Source organism: Alteromonas sp. BZK5 (assembly GCF_014349115.1).
In the GTDB taxonomy this organism is placed as follows: domain Bacteria; phylum Pseudomonadota; class Gammaproteobacteria; order Enterobacterales; family Alteromonadaceae; genus Alteromonas; species Alteromonas macleodii.
In genome coordinates this window covers 1-15,262 of record NZ_JACSOE010000022.1, presented here as the reverse complement: position 1 = coordinate 15,262, position 15,262 = coordinate 1, and the positions used below count along the sequence as shown (strand labels likewise).

Genomic DNA, 15,262 nt, shown 5'->3' with positions numbered 1-15,262 from the left:
CGATGAAAAAAGTATTCCGAGTATCGCTAATCGCCTGTGCGATTGGTTTTTCATCTATGAGCCAAGCAAGCTTGCAACAGGAGATGAACCAGTTGTTTGGTTCAATGACCAACACCACTGCGCCAGGTGTATTCGAGAGTCAGCGGCGTGGCGTTATATCTGGTGGAAGCGTTGTTGTCCGTAACAGAATCATGAACGAGAACCTCGTCTCTATGGTGCCTCCGTCATTCCAAGCCGGTTGTGGTGGCATTGATATGTTCGCGGGAAGTTTGTCATTTGTTAACGCGGATCAGTTTGTTCAATTACTTCGCTCTGTTGCTGCAAACGCCAAGGGGTACGCATTCCAATTGGCGCTCAGTGCTATGTGTGAGAAATGCTCCCAGCACATGGAGACACTGCAAAAGAAAATCCAGCAGTTGAACGAGTATTTCGGCAATTCCTGTCAAATGGCTCAGGGAGTTGTGAACGATACCCTGGCTGCTTTTGGTATAAAGGGGCAAACAGAAGCCAGCATGTTGAGCTCACTTAAAGGGGCTGGAGACGTTTTTACCAGTTGGAGTGAATCCAATGGTAAGAACCCATATGAGAACGCTTCGAGTGTCGCGGCATCTGATGTAAACAGAACGATTAAAGGTAATTTGGTTTGGCGAGCACTGAAACGTCATTCGGCATCAAGCTGGTTTGCATCGGGGGATGACCGTTTTCTTGAAGCAGTTATGTCGGTGACGGGTTCGATCATTGTTGGTGATCTAGCTAATGCCGCTGATGGCCAAGGTAAAGCCCCGAAACTGACCAGACTGAATGGCAATAAAGTGACTATTGAGCATCTAATTCACGGCGGTAACGTCGCTATGTACCGATGTGACACAGTGACGCAAGACGGTTGTTTGAACCCGACAATCACTAACGTGACCCTTACCGGGTTATCAACTCAGGTAGAAAATTTACTTCTTGGTACAGGTTCTAGTAACGGCATTATTTTTAAATTTGCTCGAAATACAGGGGCTGCTAGCACCACCGAACAGGCTTTTATGACCTCGGCTCCCGCGAGCATTGGCGGCATGATTAGAACACTTTCTGCATTAAATGAAGGGGCTGCTAGGTCGTTTGCTTCACGAGCGGCTCCATTTATTGCTGTTGAGATGGCCCGAGCATTGGTTGAAGACATGCTCAACGCAGCTAGAAGCACATCGGGTGTGGAAGATCATGCCTATGCGAAGTTGTTAACGGAAGATCTTGAACGTGCACGTCGCCAAATCAATGAGGAGTACGCCGCGTTGCAGCGAAGATACGGCTCAGAGCAAGAATTGCTGGCGCACTTTAACCAAGTGATTCAGACCATTCGCAAACAGCGTTATTACACCGTTAAATCTACGGCGCTGGGGGAATAGGTTATGTGGGAGATCTATTCCATCGGGGATTCGGCTTTTTTAGAGCAGGTCCTGAACGCTGTCGCGATGATCACTGGTACAGGCGATTTTACTTCAATGGTTCGCATTGGCTTGCTCATTGGGGTATTGATGGTCTCTGTTCAGGCCTTAATGCAAGGTGGTCGTGGGATTAACTTTCAACATGTTTTAGTCTCATGGCTAGTCTTTGCAACCATGTTTGGGCCCAGTACCCGAGTGAGCATTGAGGATGCGTACACGGGACAAGTTCGAGTGGTTGATAATGTGCCCATCGGTGTTGCTGCCGCAGGCAGTACGATTTCGACTGTTGGCTTTCAAATCACGCGATTGTTTGAAACGGCGTTCTCAACTCCCGCCATGACGGAATACGGCTTTGCATCCAGTTTACAGTCACTGATTAAAGTGAGAAAACAGGTGATGGATCGCTCTGGGTTGGGTGATGCAAATCGTGTCGGTGGCTCAGATATCGAACAATCGTGGTTTAACTACATCAAAGAATGCACCTTGATTGGTATCGACATCGGCCAAAAGAACCTCGATCAGGTGCTGAGTGATCCTAACCCGATGACTGCGATTAAGTTTGATTCGCGCATTTATGGCACTCGAATCATGCTCAGTGGTAGCAGTAGCGATCTGGACTGCACCGATGCCTACAGCCAGCTGAAACTCATAACAGAATCAACCTTCATTCCAAGGCTTAAACAGGTTCTGTCGGCCTCATTGGGGACTTCGTCAGCAACGGACACTGATGACGTGATCCGAAATGCACTGAATAACCTTGGTTTGGCTTCGGTTAACACCCAAGAGTACATGACCGCGTCGGTGCTTTTGCCTATTTATGAGCAAAGCGTGACGGGCAAATATATGGATGATCAAGCTTTCACCGCAGCCGTTATGGTTAACCAAGCGATTGAGCAGCGCAATACGCAATGGGCGGCAGAGCAGACCCTGTTCCAAAGTATCGTTCGTCCGATGATGACATTTTTTGAGGGATTCATTTACGCCATCACCCCTTTGATGGCCTTTGTGATAGCCCTTGGCCAAATCGGGATGCGAATGGCCGGGAAGTACTTGTTAATCCTGCTTTGGATTCAACTTTGGATGCCTGTCATGGCCATCATTAACCTATATATCCATTTAACTGTTGCTGGGAAAATGTCGGCTCTTGATGCCTTTGCAGGTACAGAAGTGCCATCTTTTGCTGGGATGATGCAGATGGATTCAGTGCTGCAAACCTGGATAGCTACTGGCGGCATGTTGGCGTCGAGTGTTCCGGCGATTTCGCTCATGCTCGTGTATGGCTCAGCAATAACTGCAACCCACTTGGCTGGACGTCTTCAAAACGGTGATGCCATTGATGAAAAGATGGCAAGTCCAGATGTCGCGAAAAATGCCCCGGTGATGCAATCACAGTCAATGTTCCAGAATTCAGCCCTTACGGGTTCTGCTATGACCGGCGCGTCAAACCTACTAAGCAGTTTCTCTGTCGGAAACGCAGTGGGTTCAATGGTCGGCTCTGCAAAAGAATCCATGACTCAGGCAACTCAAGCCTTTAGCCGTCAGGTTGGCAATACCATGAGCCGAACCTTTGGTGAAAAGCTAAGTTACGACAACCTTTCTTCGGTTGGACGTCAGATCGGTTCTTCTAATTCCGCATCTAGCGCCGTTGTTAATCAGGTTACTGATGACCTGCAAACACGGTATGGTTTCGGAGACGATAAAAAAGACGCTGTACGTGGCTTGGTATCGGGCGTGTTATCGGGAGGCCTTAGGGTCGGTGGAGATGGAACCATTACTAATCCCGGTGAGAAAGAAGTTGCCGATAAGGGTTTTCTTGGGAGGCTTCTTGGAACGGGAGGCAATGATTCTCCACAAGGTAATTTGCCTGGAGTTGATAAGCCAGATTCATCTCGTGTACCAAAACTATCAAGGGTACGAGCTGGGTTGGATCTAGGTGGTAACTTTAGTGGCCAAGTTGAGTCGTCAGAAGGCAGTTCTCGGTCTACGAGCGCAAATACGCTCACTGGGGAGATGCAAAGCTTGGCATCGAGTGATTCACGACGTGCTGAGTTTCGCGATGCGATGGTTAAGGACCTTTCAGATTCAAGACGCTCTGGCGTTGAGATGTCGTTGTCTAATCAAGACTATCAGTCACTTCAGAGTTCAGCACAAGACGTTATCACGGCATCAAACCGCTTTAGTGAGCTTGATCAGGCCAGCTACAGTCTATCAGGACAAAGGAACACGGATGGTGCGACGTTAACTCGATTAGCAGCGGATAATCCTGAAGTCATGGATTATTTAGGTCGCTATATGAACCAACATGTTGAAGCAGGTAACCGATTACGTGAAAACCTTCCAATGTATCAGCGCTTGCTACCTGATGATAATCAGGCGTATGTGGCAGCAGCTATGGAGTCTTTAACCTATAGCAACTCCTCTACGCCCGCTGAACGAGACAATGACTATCAAGCAGCAATGACTGTTATGGCCATGGCTACCGGAGCCGATTTACGATCTATTCAGCCACGCTCTAATGAAGGCTTGTCATCAACGGCACCTACTTTTGGTGGCACTCAAAGCCAAGTTGAATCAGGTGTTTTGGGAGGCTATGAGGATGCTGCAACAGTTCAAACGCAGTTCAATTCGGCTCAATCTGCTTACCAAACCAATCTTTCTGGTGTAGATGGACAGCTGAATGCGCATCAGCAACAAGCCCAGCAGGCCGTAGCTTCTGACACAAGTACCTATCAATCTGGACTAAACAGTGAAGCTGGCTCTCAGTGGCGATCTCGCATTATGGCTGATGATAGCGGAGTCTCTGGTGCTGAAATGTTCTTCAACAGCGCCAGTGCTATTGGTGATTTCAGTGGCAAGCATACTGATGCAGCATTGCATACCTTGAATCATTTTGGCGAAGATTATGAGAGTTACAAAGAACAGGCGCTTGAAGATCCTGGCTCACGAGGTTTCTTGCACAATGCTACGGTGGCCAGCAAATCAACATGGGATGGCTTAAAAGCAGCCGTTGACGCAGGAACCTCTTTGGAAAACCCATTGACGGCGTTTAATGATGCATACAGTGGATCGAGTTCGCAGTATGCCTCCGAAGTAAACTGGGGCACTAAGTCTGAAGCCATGTTGGCGGGGGCATTTGGTGCGGCAGTTAACAATCGGTATGGTGAGTTCTTAGAACAGTACGCCGATGATTTTAAACAGGAAGCATACAGCGAAGGGCAGAGAATGGGATTGACCCCGATTCAAAGTCAAGTGTTCGCTCAAGCTTTCAATGAAGGTTTGGCGGGGCGCGTTTTCAACTCTGAAGACTCATCGAGTTGGTCGCCTGAAATGCTTGATCTAAGGGAGCAAATGCTAAATGACTATCGTCAAAAGGATGAGAGTGGCGCTTACATCCCTGACAGTGTGTCCGAAGAAGATAAAGCATTTGTGGATAAGCAGATAGCGGTGATCTCAAATGCATCCCTTGCGGGAGATTATGCTCAGAACAACTTGATCGATATTAGAGCCTATAACCAGGCATCAGGAAGGAACTGAAAATAGAAGGTAGCCAGCTTGTGGTGGGCTGGCTATTTTTTTGGCTTTTTGGGATACCTTGGATAAAAGCCATCAAAAAACGAATGGAGCTTATACCAATACCATTTTTCTTCAATGCTCAAAGTTCTACCCGAATCTTTAACTTGGCTGCTCAAGAATCTAATTCCAGTACAAATAGCTATGAAAAAGAGTCCCAAACCAACAATTGTCCAACTCGCTTGCCAATATGCGATTGCTAAAAGCATCGTGATGATGGCTATTAGGCCGATGGGGTTACAGGTCGCTTTGAATCCCAAGTAGCCGAAAAAAACGACGGTGCAGAACAGAAATGGTAAAGCCGCTAACTTGGCTGATGCTGTTAATATTTCTGATGGAAAAAAGTGAGCCGCAGCCAAAGTCGCCAGAAAAAGCCCCAGTGATATAACCCAGCAGCGTGCTGGTAAAGATTTAAGTAAGTTTGTCATCTTCTTAGTACTCTCAAAGTGCACGGGCGGTGCACAATCAAATCATGCATCAGCATGTTAGTTCTCAAAAAGTGCTCTAGTGGTTTGCTCGGCCATAATCTCACACACAGGACATTTAAGCTGAATGCGCTGTTGAGATACCGTCAAATACAGACTACCGCATCGACACCGGTGTAAGGATGCAAGCTGTGATCTTAAATCACGAGCTAGAACCCAACCTTCATTGATGGTCAGTTTTTTCCAGGGGATCTCAGCTGGAAGATCTGCTTCTTCTCTTGCAACCAAGTACGCATCGTAAGCCTTCATCAAAGCATCAATATTTAATTGCTTGTAGACATTGTCACCACCAATATTGATATAAAGCGCCATCAGCAGGGAGCCTTCAACTAAGGCTCTTCTGCTTTTAACAATGGCATCAGATTCTGGCAATTGACCAGGACAAGGTGACTTGCCAGTCACTTCTTTGTGAAGCCTTCTGATAATGTGGATTGGCAAACCAGTATCGAGCGCGATAATGGTTGTTCGAAATCCATATTTAATAAGTAGCGAGGCTCGGGTAAACAGCTCACTTTTGGACAGGTTATCAATCATGTATCCCCCTTGTTGTTTAGGGTTGATAATAAATAAGCGATTCTTGGAATACCGGTGCCTTTGCTCTTCACCATCTCAATCAGTTGGCTTTGGTTACCCCTTGGTTGAAACAGCATGAATGATGAGGTCGCCACTCGTTGCAGGTCGTCAACACCAGCATTAATCAGAGCATCAACCACATCGCGTGTAAGTCCAAAGCGCAAGACAGCCTCTTGCGGATCAATGCGCGCCAATTCCCGTGCTGCGTGCAGGTACGCCAAATTTAATTGATAGAAGTCTTGTTGATTGGTTGTCATTGACGGACCTCCAGTTCATGTAAAATATTGCGATAGATAGAAAGCACTCTTTGCCCATACCAGCGTGCACGCTCTTCGTTCCAACTGTGATAGCGGCCTATGCCAAGCTCTAAATCGTTTGGTGAAGACTTGATTGCTTCGGCCAAAATACTTGAGCCGACGGTAAGGTTGGTGATGGGGTCTAGCAGTTCCGCCGCTGAGCTCACCCGATGCCCATGCCAATGCAAATTGATTTGCATTAGGCCAATATCGAGCTGGTATTTTTCACTCTTTTGAAGTGCCTGGTTTAACAGTTGCTCAGCTTCTGTCTTAGATTTGGCGTAGGTTGCATTTGAACCATTGCGAATTGCGTATGGCCATGGACTGGTCATGTTAAGACCACGATGTGAGGCCGACTCAGCCAAGGCAACGGCGAAGAGCATGACTGGATCAATACCAACGCTTTGTGCTGCTTTTTCCCACTGATAGCCCGGAAACGCATAGACTGAAGTGCTTGCGGACATGGCTATCACTAGGGCAATGGTTTTTGCTTTAATCGTTTTCATTTTTATCCTCTAATTGATTTCCGAGAAGCGCCTGAATGGCTTTCGGGCTTATTCTTTTCAAAGGCACTGCGCTAAAGTCAGCGATGCCTCTTGTATAAACTTGTGCTGCTTTTGACCAGTCGCCCACGGCAACCGGCGCTTGCATATCAAATCCTTTTTGCTGGTTCTGATGGTCTGCAATACCCTGTAATAGCCTTGGGTATTCACTCACTTCGTCCCGCAGTAAGTAAGCCTGGTAGCGTGTTAAAAACTCTTTTTGCTTAAAGGGGTATTCCCTGTCGTCAACCTTGCAGAGTTCAACCCATCCCCCCATGTCTGAAATCACGCGGTGAATAAGCGCATCGTCAAACATCACGGATGTCCAAGCGCCAACCTGACGAACAGCCTTGTCAACTTTGTTCCAAGCAACCATGGCTCTTGAACCCGAGTTGCCATCGATATGCTTGATGACGTCAGCGGGCTTTGGAAAAAATTGCCCAGTATCCGGTGATTGAATATGCCGAGTCAGACCGATTCGCACTTCTTCAATGCTATAAGCACGAAGGGCTTCAAATGCGATGGATAGCAATTGTGGTGATACGCTTTTGCCATACATGGCCCAAGCTGCTCCCCAAACATCAGCAAACTCGCGTTTATCAACCTCCTGCACTTGAACGAACCTCCCGAATACCTGGTCCGGCCCAGCTTTCAGCAATGCGGCGATTGCTTTCTTCAATATTCAATTGGTGATTGCTGACCTTTAGGCTCGTCGATGATTGCTGTACTTCATCAATGCGAACGTACTCGTCTTCCCATTGCCGGTTTAAAAGCCAGTTATGTGGCATAGGGGTCTTAGTCCGATCTTGATACTGCAATCGGTTGTCTCGTTGCTCTTTCCAGCGTGTTAGGACTTCCAAGGCGAGTTCATGGTCTTCATTGAGGCCCATGCGAAGCCATTCTTCTTTGGCTTTCGCTTTTTTTTCTTTGCGTATTTGTACATCCCAGAAGTCTTCAAACTGTATCTGGTCAACAGTTTTAACTGTTGGTTTATTGCTTCTCTCAGAGTCATCCGACCGTTGAGAGTCCCTTACCGGGTTGCCATCAGGCGTAAACAATGATGAAAATTCTTCTGGAAGCCGAGCTTGAAAAGCGGCAAGAGATTTCAAAAGCGATGCCATACCAACGAAGTCGGCAGGTACATCTTTAAGCAACCGAAAGGCTGCTTTACCTTGGTTTGGGTTTTCGATTGGGTTGTGCTTCAGAAAGCTTCGAATCAAAGTCCAACCAGATTCCTCGCAACGAATCAGGAACTGATCTTGTTCTAACTCATTTAGAGCCTTGGCAACCTGTTGCTCATCCCAGTTCAAGTCAGAAGCAACGTAACCAATCGGCAATCGAAAGCAGCCAAGCAAATTACAATGTGGGCATGTAAGCAAATACAGTCCTAGCAACTTCGCTGAGTCACTCCAGGACAAAACATTTTGCTTTAGCCAAAAGCGGGTATAGACCTTGCCATAATCACGCATGGAGGTACTCGCTTTTGTGTTTACGTAAAATGCTGACCATTACTTGCCCTAAATCCTACTGGTTACTGGCTTTCAGTTCGCTTGGGCATTCGGGGTAGATGTCCGGTCTTAACTGAGATCGGGTTACCTGTCCTTGCGTAGCTTGTTCGATGGGTAAAACGAATTCAGCGGGAACACGCCCTGATTTATTCAACCAAAACCAGACGTTTTGCTGTTTTGAGTTGATGGCTCGTGCTAATGCTGATTGCCCGCCGACCAAGTCAATGGCACGGCGGAGATGTTTTTGTGTCGTGTTGAACACTTCCATACCGTCTCCTGTTACAATAATAACTGTTACAAGATTGAATGTTACAGTTTAAACTGTAGATAAGTCAACAGTTAAAATTGTTGAAAGGCTACAGTTTTATTTGTAGAATACGGGCTTATGAAAACTTTATCAGAACGACTAAACCATGCCTTGCAGCTTACTGGGGTGACTCAGTCTGAGTTGGCTCGTCGCATTGGTATCAAACAGCAGTCGATCAGCCAGATTTGCTCTGGTAAATCGGCTAGGTCTCGTTACACCATGCAGATCGCGGAGGCGCTTCGCGTGAATGCTCATTGGCTCGCCACAGGTGATGGCGAGATTGGCTTGGGGGTCGGTAATGTAGAAGTAGGGCCTGACATTAAAGGGAGTATTCCTCTTATTAATTGGGTTCAGGCTGGGGATTGGACTGAAATAGCGGAGGGATTTGCCTTTGAAGATGCAGAGGAGTGGCGTGAAGTCACTGGGAAAGCACATGAAGGTTGTTTCGCACTGCGCGTGAAAGGCGACAGTATGGAAAATCCAAGCGGCAAAAAATCAATACCAGAAGGTGCTGTTATAGTTGTAGATCCTGATGCTCCTTACTCATCTGGTTCATTGGTTGTAGCGCGGCTTGACGATTCAAGAGAAGCAACCTTTAAACAATTAGTCTTGGATGGTGAGCAAAAATATTTGAAGCCTCTTAATCCACAGTATCCAGCAATACCGATCAACGGCAACTGCTCAATTATAGGCGTTGTTAAACAAGCTATCATCGATTTTTGGTAGCGAAGGAATTTGTGGTTTAGCCACAGTTGTTCATGAGCTGAAGAAGCAACGATTGCAAACAGCTACAACTGAGCATTGGCGCACGCTGAGAGTAAATGGTAACCGATTAGATAACCATTGATTGTTTATAAAGTCAAGATCAGCGAAAATAGCGGCCAATTACGATTAACACGACGGATTTGACAAGCGAAGAACTGAAAAGAGAGTACTTCCAAAAGTGTGTACAAATCCGTGTACAAACTAAAAGAATTTATACATGGCAAACCAAGATTTTCTTAATGAAATCAATAAGCGAAGGACCTTTGCTATCATCTCGCACCCGGATGCGGGTAAAACCACGATTACCGAAAAAGTATTGTTATTCGGACGCGCCCTGCAAACTGCCGGTACCGTAAAAGGTAAAAAGTCAGGTCAGCATGCTAAATCTGACTGGATGGAAATGGAAAAAGAGCGTGGTATCTCGGTAACCACCTCGGTCATGCAATTTCCATATAGCGATCACTTAGTAAACCTGCTGGATACTCCGGGACACGAAGACTTTTCTGAAGATACCTATCGAACACTGACGGCGGTTGACTCATGCCTTATGGTTATCGACGCAGCGAAAGGTGTAGAAGACCGAACCCGTAAACTTATGGAAGTCACCCGTTTGCGCGATACGCCGATTGTGACTTTCATGAACAAGCTTGACCGTGATATTCGCGATCCTATGGAACTGCTCGATGAAGTAGAAACCGAGCTTGATATCCTGTGTGCACCAATTACTTGGCCAATTGGCTGTGGTAAGAGCTTTAAAGGTGTATATCACCTTCACCGCGACGAAACTATTTTGTATCAAAGCGGCCAGGGTCACACTATCCAAGACGTGCGCATCATCAAAGGGTTAGATAACCCTGAGTTAGATACTGCAGTAGGAAGTGACCTCGCTGAAACCTTGCGTGACGAGCTTGAGCTTGTACGCGGAGCATCTAACGAATTTGAACAAGAGCTTTTCTTGGAAGGCCAGTTAACGCCAGTATTTTTCGGTACAGCATTAGGTAACTTCGGTGTTGATCATATGCTTGACGGTTTGGTTGAGTGGGCACCTGCGCCACTTGGACGCGAAACCGAAGAGGGGACTATCGAAAGTACCGATGGTAAGTTCAGTGGCTTCGTATTTAAAATTCAGGCCAACATGGACCCGAAACACCGTGACCGCATCGCGTTTTGTCGTATTGTGTCGGGCAAGTACGAAAAAGGCATGAAAATGCGCAACAGCCGTTTAGGTAAAGATGTGCGTATTTCTGATGCATTAACCTTCTTGGCTGGTGACCGTTCATTGCTAGAAGAAGCCTATGCCGGCGATATCATCGGCTTGCACAACCACGGTACCATTCGCATAGGGGACACCTTCACGTCAGGCGATAACTACCGCTTTACGGGTATTCCAAACTTTGCGCCTGAGCTATTTAAACGCATCCGCTTGAAAGATCCGCTTAAGCAAAAGCAACTGCTGAAAGGGCTGATCCAGCTTTCTGAGGAAGGGGCGGTACAGGTGTTTAGACCGCTTGCCAACAACGATTTGATTGTGGGCGCAGTAGGTGTGCTTCAGTTTGACGTAGTTGTCGCTCGCTTGAAAGCCGAATACAACGTAGACGCGCTTTATGAGCATATTAACGTGAGCACTGCCCGCTGGGTTTACTCTGACAATGAGAAGAAGCTTGATGAATTCCGCCGTAAAGGTGAGCAAAACCTTGCACTAGATGGCGGCGATAACTTGACGTACATCGCACCTACTATGGTGAATTTACAGCTAGCGCAAGAGCGCTACCCTGATATTCAGTTCAAGAACACGCGCGAAAATTAAGCTAATAAAGATTAAACAAAGACACAATATATTATGAATATACATGCACTATTAGTTAACCGTTTCACTGAAGCTCTACAAGAAATGGGCGTAGAAAATGCGCCAGTGCCAGTTTCGCGCAGCGCTCGACCTGAATTTGGTGAATATCAGTTTAACGGCGCGATGGCGCTAGCCAAGCAGCTTAAGCAAAAGCCGCGCGATATTGCAGAGAAAATTGTTGAGACTGTAAAGCTCGACGATATTGCCAGCAAGCTAGAAGTGGCGGGCCCTGGTTTTATCAACGTTCATTTAAATGACGAATGGCTGTCTAATCAGTGTGAGTTGTCGCTAACCGACCCACGTTTAGGTATTGCTAAGTCAAAAGAACAAAACATTGTTGTTGATTACTCATCGCCTAACCTGGCCAAAGAAATGCACGTGGGCCACCTGCGTACTACTATCATCGGCGATGCTGTGGTTAAAGTGCTTGAGTTCTTGGGCCACAACGTTATTCGTCAAAATCACATGGGCGACTGGGGCACACAGTTCGGCATGTTGCTTGCGCACCTTTCAGACAAGCTACAAGATGAAGTGGCTGAAACTGCACTCTCTGATCTTGAAGACTTTTACCGCGAAGCCAAAGTACGCTTTGACGAAGAAGAAGGTTTTGCCGACCGCGCCCGTGAATACGTAGTTAAGCTGCAGGGCGGTGACGCTCAGTGTCTGGCGCTATGGGAAAAGTTCATTGACGTGTCTATTGCTCACTCAGAAGAAGTGTACGACAAGCTAAACGTAAGCCTGACCCGTAAAGATATTATGGGTGAGTCGGCTTACAACGACGATTTAGCCAACGTAATCAGTGACCTTAAAGCGAAAGGCCTTGCAGTAGAAGACCAAGGTGCGCAGGTGGTGTTTATACCTGAGCTTGCTGATAAAGAAGGTAACCCTGCGGTTTACATCGTTCAAAAGTCGGGTGGCGGCTATTTATACGCAACGACAGACCTTGCGGCAATGCGCTATCGCAGCGGCAAGTTAAACGCTGACCGTACGCTGATTCTTACTGACGCGCGTCAGGCACTGCACTTCAAGCAAACTGAAATTGTGGGCCGTAAAGCGGGCTTTATGAAAGAAGAGCAAACTTACGAGCATTGCCCATTTGGAATGATGCTAGGCAGTGACGGTAAGCCATTTAAAACGCGTACTGGCGGTACAGTTAAACTGGTCGAATTGCTTGATGAAGCCGTTGAGCGTGCGGGCAAACTTATCGCCGAGCGCGACAACGATTTAAGCGAAGACGAGCTTAAAGAAGTTGCCCGCAAGGTGGGTATTGGCGCTGTGAAATACGCTGACCTATCTAAAAACCGCACAACTGATTACATGTTCAACTGGGACTCCATGCTAAGCTTTGAAGGTAACACCGCGCCTTACCTTCAGTATGCCTATACCCGTGTGAAAAGCTTGTTCAGAAAAGCGGGTGTTGATATGGCAACTATGCCGGTAGATATCAATATTGCTGAGAAACAAGAGCACACGCTAGCCGTATTACTTATGCAGTTTGAAGAGGTGATTGGTACAGTATCTCGTGAAGCCACGCCTCATGTATTGTGTACTTACCTCTATGACGTGGCTTCAGCATTTATGTCATTCTACGAAGCGTGCCCGATGTTAAAAGACGGTATTGAGCCAGCGGTACGCGATAGCCGCCTAGCTTTGTCAGCTCTGGTTGCCAAGACGCTAGAGCAGGGATTAACCCTACTTGGCATCGAAACACTAGAAAAAATGTAGTGTTCGCGGTACAACATACATATTGATAACAAAGAGGCTGACATTGATTGTCAGCCTTTTTTATGCGAAACATAAGCGTCAACCCTACAACACTCGTTTGCGCTAATCGAGATCCTTATACCAGTGGGCATAGATAATTGCGTATTCAGCGAGATTTTAAATGCTCGTAATCGCGGCGTGTAACCGTAGGTATAGTGGTATGACATTTCGATTAGAACCGATAGGGCGATAGCTTCCTATAAATCAGACAACTAGAACACTACTTAAATTAACGACAGGAAACTCAAATGACTAAGATCCTTGCATTTGCAGGTAGTACCCGTAAAGGTTCATTCAACCAAGCTATTATGAAAGTTGCCGCAGAGGGCGCACGTGAGGCTGGCGCAGAGGTTACCGTTATAGACCTAGCTGACTTTCAAATGCCGTTATTTAATGAAGATGAGGAAGCCGAGTTTGGTATGCCTGAAAAAGCACAGGCGTTCAAAGAATTGCTAATGAACCATGATGGTTTTCTTATTGCTTCACCAGAATACAACTCAAGCTATCCCGCACTGCTAAAGAATGCCATCGACTGGGCATCGCGCATGGGGGAAGGTGAAAAGCCATTACAAGCATATCGCGGTAAGGTGGCTGGAATTATGGCTGCGTCTGCTGGTGGGCTAGGCGGTATGCGCGTGCTGGTGGTACTGAGAATGTTACTTGAAAATCTAGGTACTATGGTGCTGCCGAACCAAAAAGCTATTGCGAAGGTAAATACGCTTATGGAAGATGGCGCCATTACGGATGAAAAGACGATTAAGCAGCTTAAAAATTTGGGTAAAGAAACGGCTGAGCTGGCAGGTAAACTTGCTTAAGACATAGGAGCAGGGTAGCTAGAGAAAGCCGTCGGCACTCTAGCTATGCATGCCGCAGTTTTTGTATCCATGCTAAATAAATGTGTTTTTGAAATTGCCTCGATTCGATAGTGCGCTATCTAACACGACAAACAGATAGCACCATCAAGCCTCTTCATTGCCTACCTTAGAAAAATAAGTTTAGTCCACAATACGACATAAAACCCACCCCATGGTCAGTCGTCAATAGTGCCTTGATGTCATAGCCTAGCTAAGTGCATTTGCACATCACTTTACTTGGAAGGAGCTTTATTATGGAAGAAATCAACATTAACGAACTCGATGAAGTCGCAGGAGCAGGGTTGGTCGGCGATATTATGTACGGTATCGGTTACGGTGCAGGCTATGCAAGTGGTTATTTCTACAGCCATGTAATGACGTCAAACCGCTGGTTAGACGATGTCGCTGAATTCGTACTACCTTAAGGAGTTTTGCTATGGAAGAGTTGAACCAAGATGAAATAATGCAATGTAGTGGCGGTTATTTGGGGCGTGTATTGACCTATATGGCTTTGGTAGATTTGGCCTATGATTTCGGCCGAGGACTTGGCAGCGGGTTCTACGATGGAGTAAACGAGCCAGAAATTCCTTAGTATTAATCGAGCAGGCTTAAGGTCTGCTCCTTTTCATTTATTTAAGCATGGACAAGGCAAATAATCATGGACAAAAAAAAATATAGCCACGTAGCATTTTGGTTTCTTGTGGCAATCAATATTATCTCTCTTTTTGAGAGTATCATCTCAACAGAAGGGGGGTCGCTTTTAATAGCGCCTGAGTTTCAAAACTTACTTTTACTCGCAATTCTTCAAAAGCTTACAAGTGTAAGAACATCGAGTGTAGACGACATTATTTAACGTATTCTGTTTAGAACCCTCTACGTTAACTAGGTGCCCCCGTGCTGAAGAAAGCCGCTTAATCCAGAGCGGCTTTCTTGCCATATTATCCTAGATAATTTTTTTTATTTTACGCCACGCTGTGTCTCAAGGTAGTTAGCAAAACTGCTAAGCCAGTGACTTCCCATGTAGTGCAGCTCACCAAAAACAGCGTTTAATTCTGCTTCACGGTGTGCTTTTAGCGTTTTCTCCAGTACCGGTAAGCGAGCGTCATCGTCTGGTAAAGCGCTCATGATGCCTTCAATCATCCAGGCTCGGCTGATATTCAGCCCGTCTAGGTGAGAGAGATTTCCGTCAGTTTTGTCTGTTACAGTTGCTGGAATTATGGCTGCGTCTGCTGGTGTTACTGAGAATGTTACTTGAAAATCTAGGTACTATGGTGCTGCCGAACCAAAAAGCTATTGCGAAGGTAAATACGCTTATGGAAGAT

16 protein-coding genes and 2 pseudogenes are annotated in these 15,262 nt (G+C 46.4%); 10 read left to right on the top strand and 8 right to left on the bottom strand.

The annotated features are described in order from the left end of the window. The first annotated feature begins 2 nt into the window (after nt 1–2). On the top strand, nt 3–1,391 hold the full coding sequence (locus BIZ39_RS08630) for a conjugal transfer protein TraH (RefSeq protein ID WP_015066594.1): 1,389 nt from the start codon (nt 3–5) through the stop codon (nt 1,389–1,391). Between the two features lie 3 nt (nt 1,392–1,394). Continuing rightward, complete coding sequence (locus tag BIZ39_RS08625) at nt 1,395–4,964, top strand: conjugal transfer protein TraG N-terminal domain-containing protein (RefSeq protein WP_015066595.1); 3,570 nt, start codon at nt 1,395–1,397, stop codon at nt 4,962–4,964. Nucleotides 4,965–4,996: 32 nt separating this feature from the next. On the opposite strand, the gene eexS is transcribed toward BIZ39_RS08625, so the two are convergent. The 7 genes from eexS to BIZ39_RS08590 are packed head-to-tail and all read right to left on the bottom strand — an operon-like array spanning nt 4,997 to nt 8,672. Next, complete coding sequence (eexS, locus tag BIZ39_RS08620) at nt 4,997–5,428, bottom strand: entry exclusion protein EexS (protein ID WP_015066596.1); 432 nt, start codon at nt 5,426–5,428, stop codon at nt 4,997–4,999. Nucleotides 5,429–5,485: 57 nt separating this feature from the next. Beyond that, nucleotides 5,486–6,019, bottom strand: coding sequence for a FlhC family transcriptional regulator (locus tag BIZ39_RS08615; protein WP_015066597.1), 534 nt, complete (start codon nt 6,017–6,019; stop codon nt 5,486–5,488). Continuing rightward, a complete protein-coding gene (locus BIZ39_RS08610; protein ID WP_015066598.1) occupies nt 6,016–6,315 on the bottom strand; it encodes a flagellar transcriptional regulator FlhD in 300 nt (99 codons plus the stop codon). Before BIZ39_RS08610 ends, BIZ39_RS08615 begins: the two co-directional genes overlap by 4 nt. Beyond that, nucleotides 6,312–6,860 (bottom strand): lytic transglycosylase domain-containing protein, encoded by a 549-nt coding sequence (locus BIZ39_RS08605; protein ID WP_015066599.1) that lies wholly within the window; start codon nt 6,858–6,860, stop codon nt 6,312–6,314. Before BIZ39_RS08605 ends, BIZ39_RS08610 begins: the two co-directional genes overlap by 4 nt. Further along, nucleotides 6,847–7,509: a DUF6475 domain-containing protein gene (locus tag BIZ39_RS08600; protein ID WP_015066600.1), complete on the bottom strand. Its 663-nt coding sequence runs from the start codon at nt 7,507–7,509 to the stop codon at nt 6,847–6,849. The genes BIZ39_RS08605 and BIZ39_RS08600 overlap by 14 nt, the downstream gene beginning before the upstream one ends. Beyond that, a complete protein-coding gene (locus tag BIZ39_RS08595) occupies nt 7,496–8,365 on the bottom strand; it encodes a hypothetical protein (protein ID WP_015066601.1) in 870 nt (289 codons plus the stop codon). Before BIZ39_RS08595 ends, BIZ39_RS08600 begins: the two co-directional genes overlap by 14 nt. A gap of 55 nt (nt 8,366–8,420) precedes the next feature. After that, on the bottom strand, nt 8,421–8,672 hold the full coding sequence (locus tag BIZ39_RS08590) for a helix-turn-helix domain-containing protein (RefSeq protein ID WP_000451746.1): 252 nt from the start codon (nt 8,670–8,672) through the stop codon (nt 8,421–8,423). A 117-nt stretch (nt 8,673–8,789) separates the two neighbouring features. Between BIZ39_RS08590 and BIZ39_RS08585 the strand changes: the two genes are divergently transcribed. The 7 genes from BIZ39_RS08585 to BIZ39_RS08555 all read left to right on the top strand — a co-directional run bounded on the left by BIZ39_RS08585 (nt 8,790) and on the right by BIZ39_RS08555 (nt 14,793). Next, the gene (locus tag BIZ39_RS08585; RefSeq protein ID WP_015066602.1) at nt 8,790–9,437 is read left to right on the top strand and encodes a LexA family protein; all 648 of its coding nucleotides are present in this window, start codon (nt 8,790–8,792) and stop codon (nt 9,435–9,437) included. A gap of 256 nt (nt 9,438–9,693) precedes the next feature. Further along, nucleotides 9,694–11,283, top strand: coding sequence for a peptide chain release factor 3 (gene prfC, locus BIZ39_RS08580; protein WP_061094535.1), 1,590 nt, complete (start codon nt 9,694–9,696; stop codon nt 11,281–11,283). Nucleotides 11,284–11,316: 33 nt separating this feature from the next. Next, nucleotides 11,317–13,047, top strand: a complete 1,731-nt coding sequence (argS, locus tag BIZ39_RS08575; RefSeq protein WP_187446815.1) for an arginine--tRNA ligase — start codon at nt 11,317–11,319, stop codon at nt 13,045–13,047. Between the two features lie 287 nt (nt 13,048–13,334). Beyond that, nucleotides 13,335–13,901, top strand: a complete 567-nt coding sequence (locus BIZ39_RS08570) for an NADPH-dependent FMN reductase (protein ID WP_187446814.1) — start codon at nt 13,335–13,337, stop codon at nt 13,899–13,901. A gap of 293 nt (nt 13,902–14,194) precedes the next feature. Then, nucleotides 14,195–14,365, top strand: coding sequence for a hypothetical protein (locus tag BIZ39_RS08565; protein WP_187446813.1), 171 nt, complete (start codon nt 14,195–14,197; stop codon nt 14,363–14,365). 11 nt (nt 14,366–14,376) lie between these two features. Further along, nucleotides 14,377–14,532 (top strand): hypothetical protein, encoded by a 156-nt coding sequence (locus BIZ39_RS08560; RefSeq protein WP_187446812.1) that lies wholly within the window; start codon nt 14,377–14,379, stop codon nt 14,530–14,532. A 66-nt stretch (nt 14,533–14,598) separates the two neighbouring features. Then, the gene (locus BIZ39_RS08555) at nt 14,599–14,793 is read left to right on the top strand and encodes a hypothetical protein (RefSeq protein WP_187446811.1); all 195 of its coding nucleotides are present in this window, start codon (nt 14,599–14,601) and stop codon (nt 14,791–14,793) included. 104 nt (nt 14,794–14,897) lie between these two features. Here BIZ39_RS08555 and BIZ39_RS08550 read toward each other — a convergent pair. Continuing rightward, nucleotides 14,898–15,158, bottom strand: a pseudogene (locus tag BIZ39_RS08550) (DUF2891 family protein); the annotation flags it as partial. Between the two features lie 2 nt (nt 15,159–15,160). On the opposite strand from BIZ39_RS08550, the pseudogene BIZ39_RS22590 reads away from it, so the two are divergent. After that, a pseudogene (locus BIZ39_RS22590) lies at nt 15,161–15,262 on the top strand (FMN reductase); the annotation flags it as partial.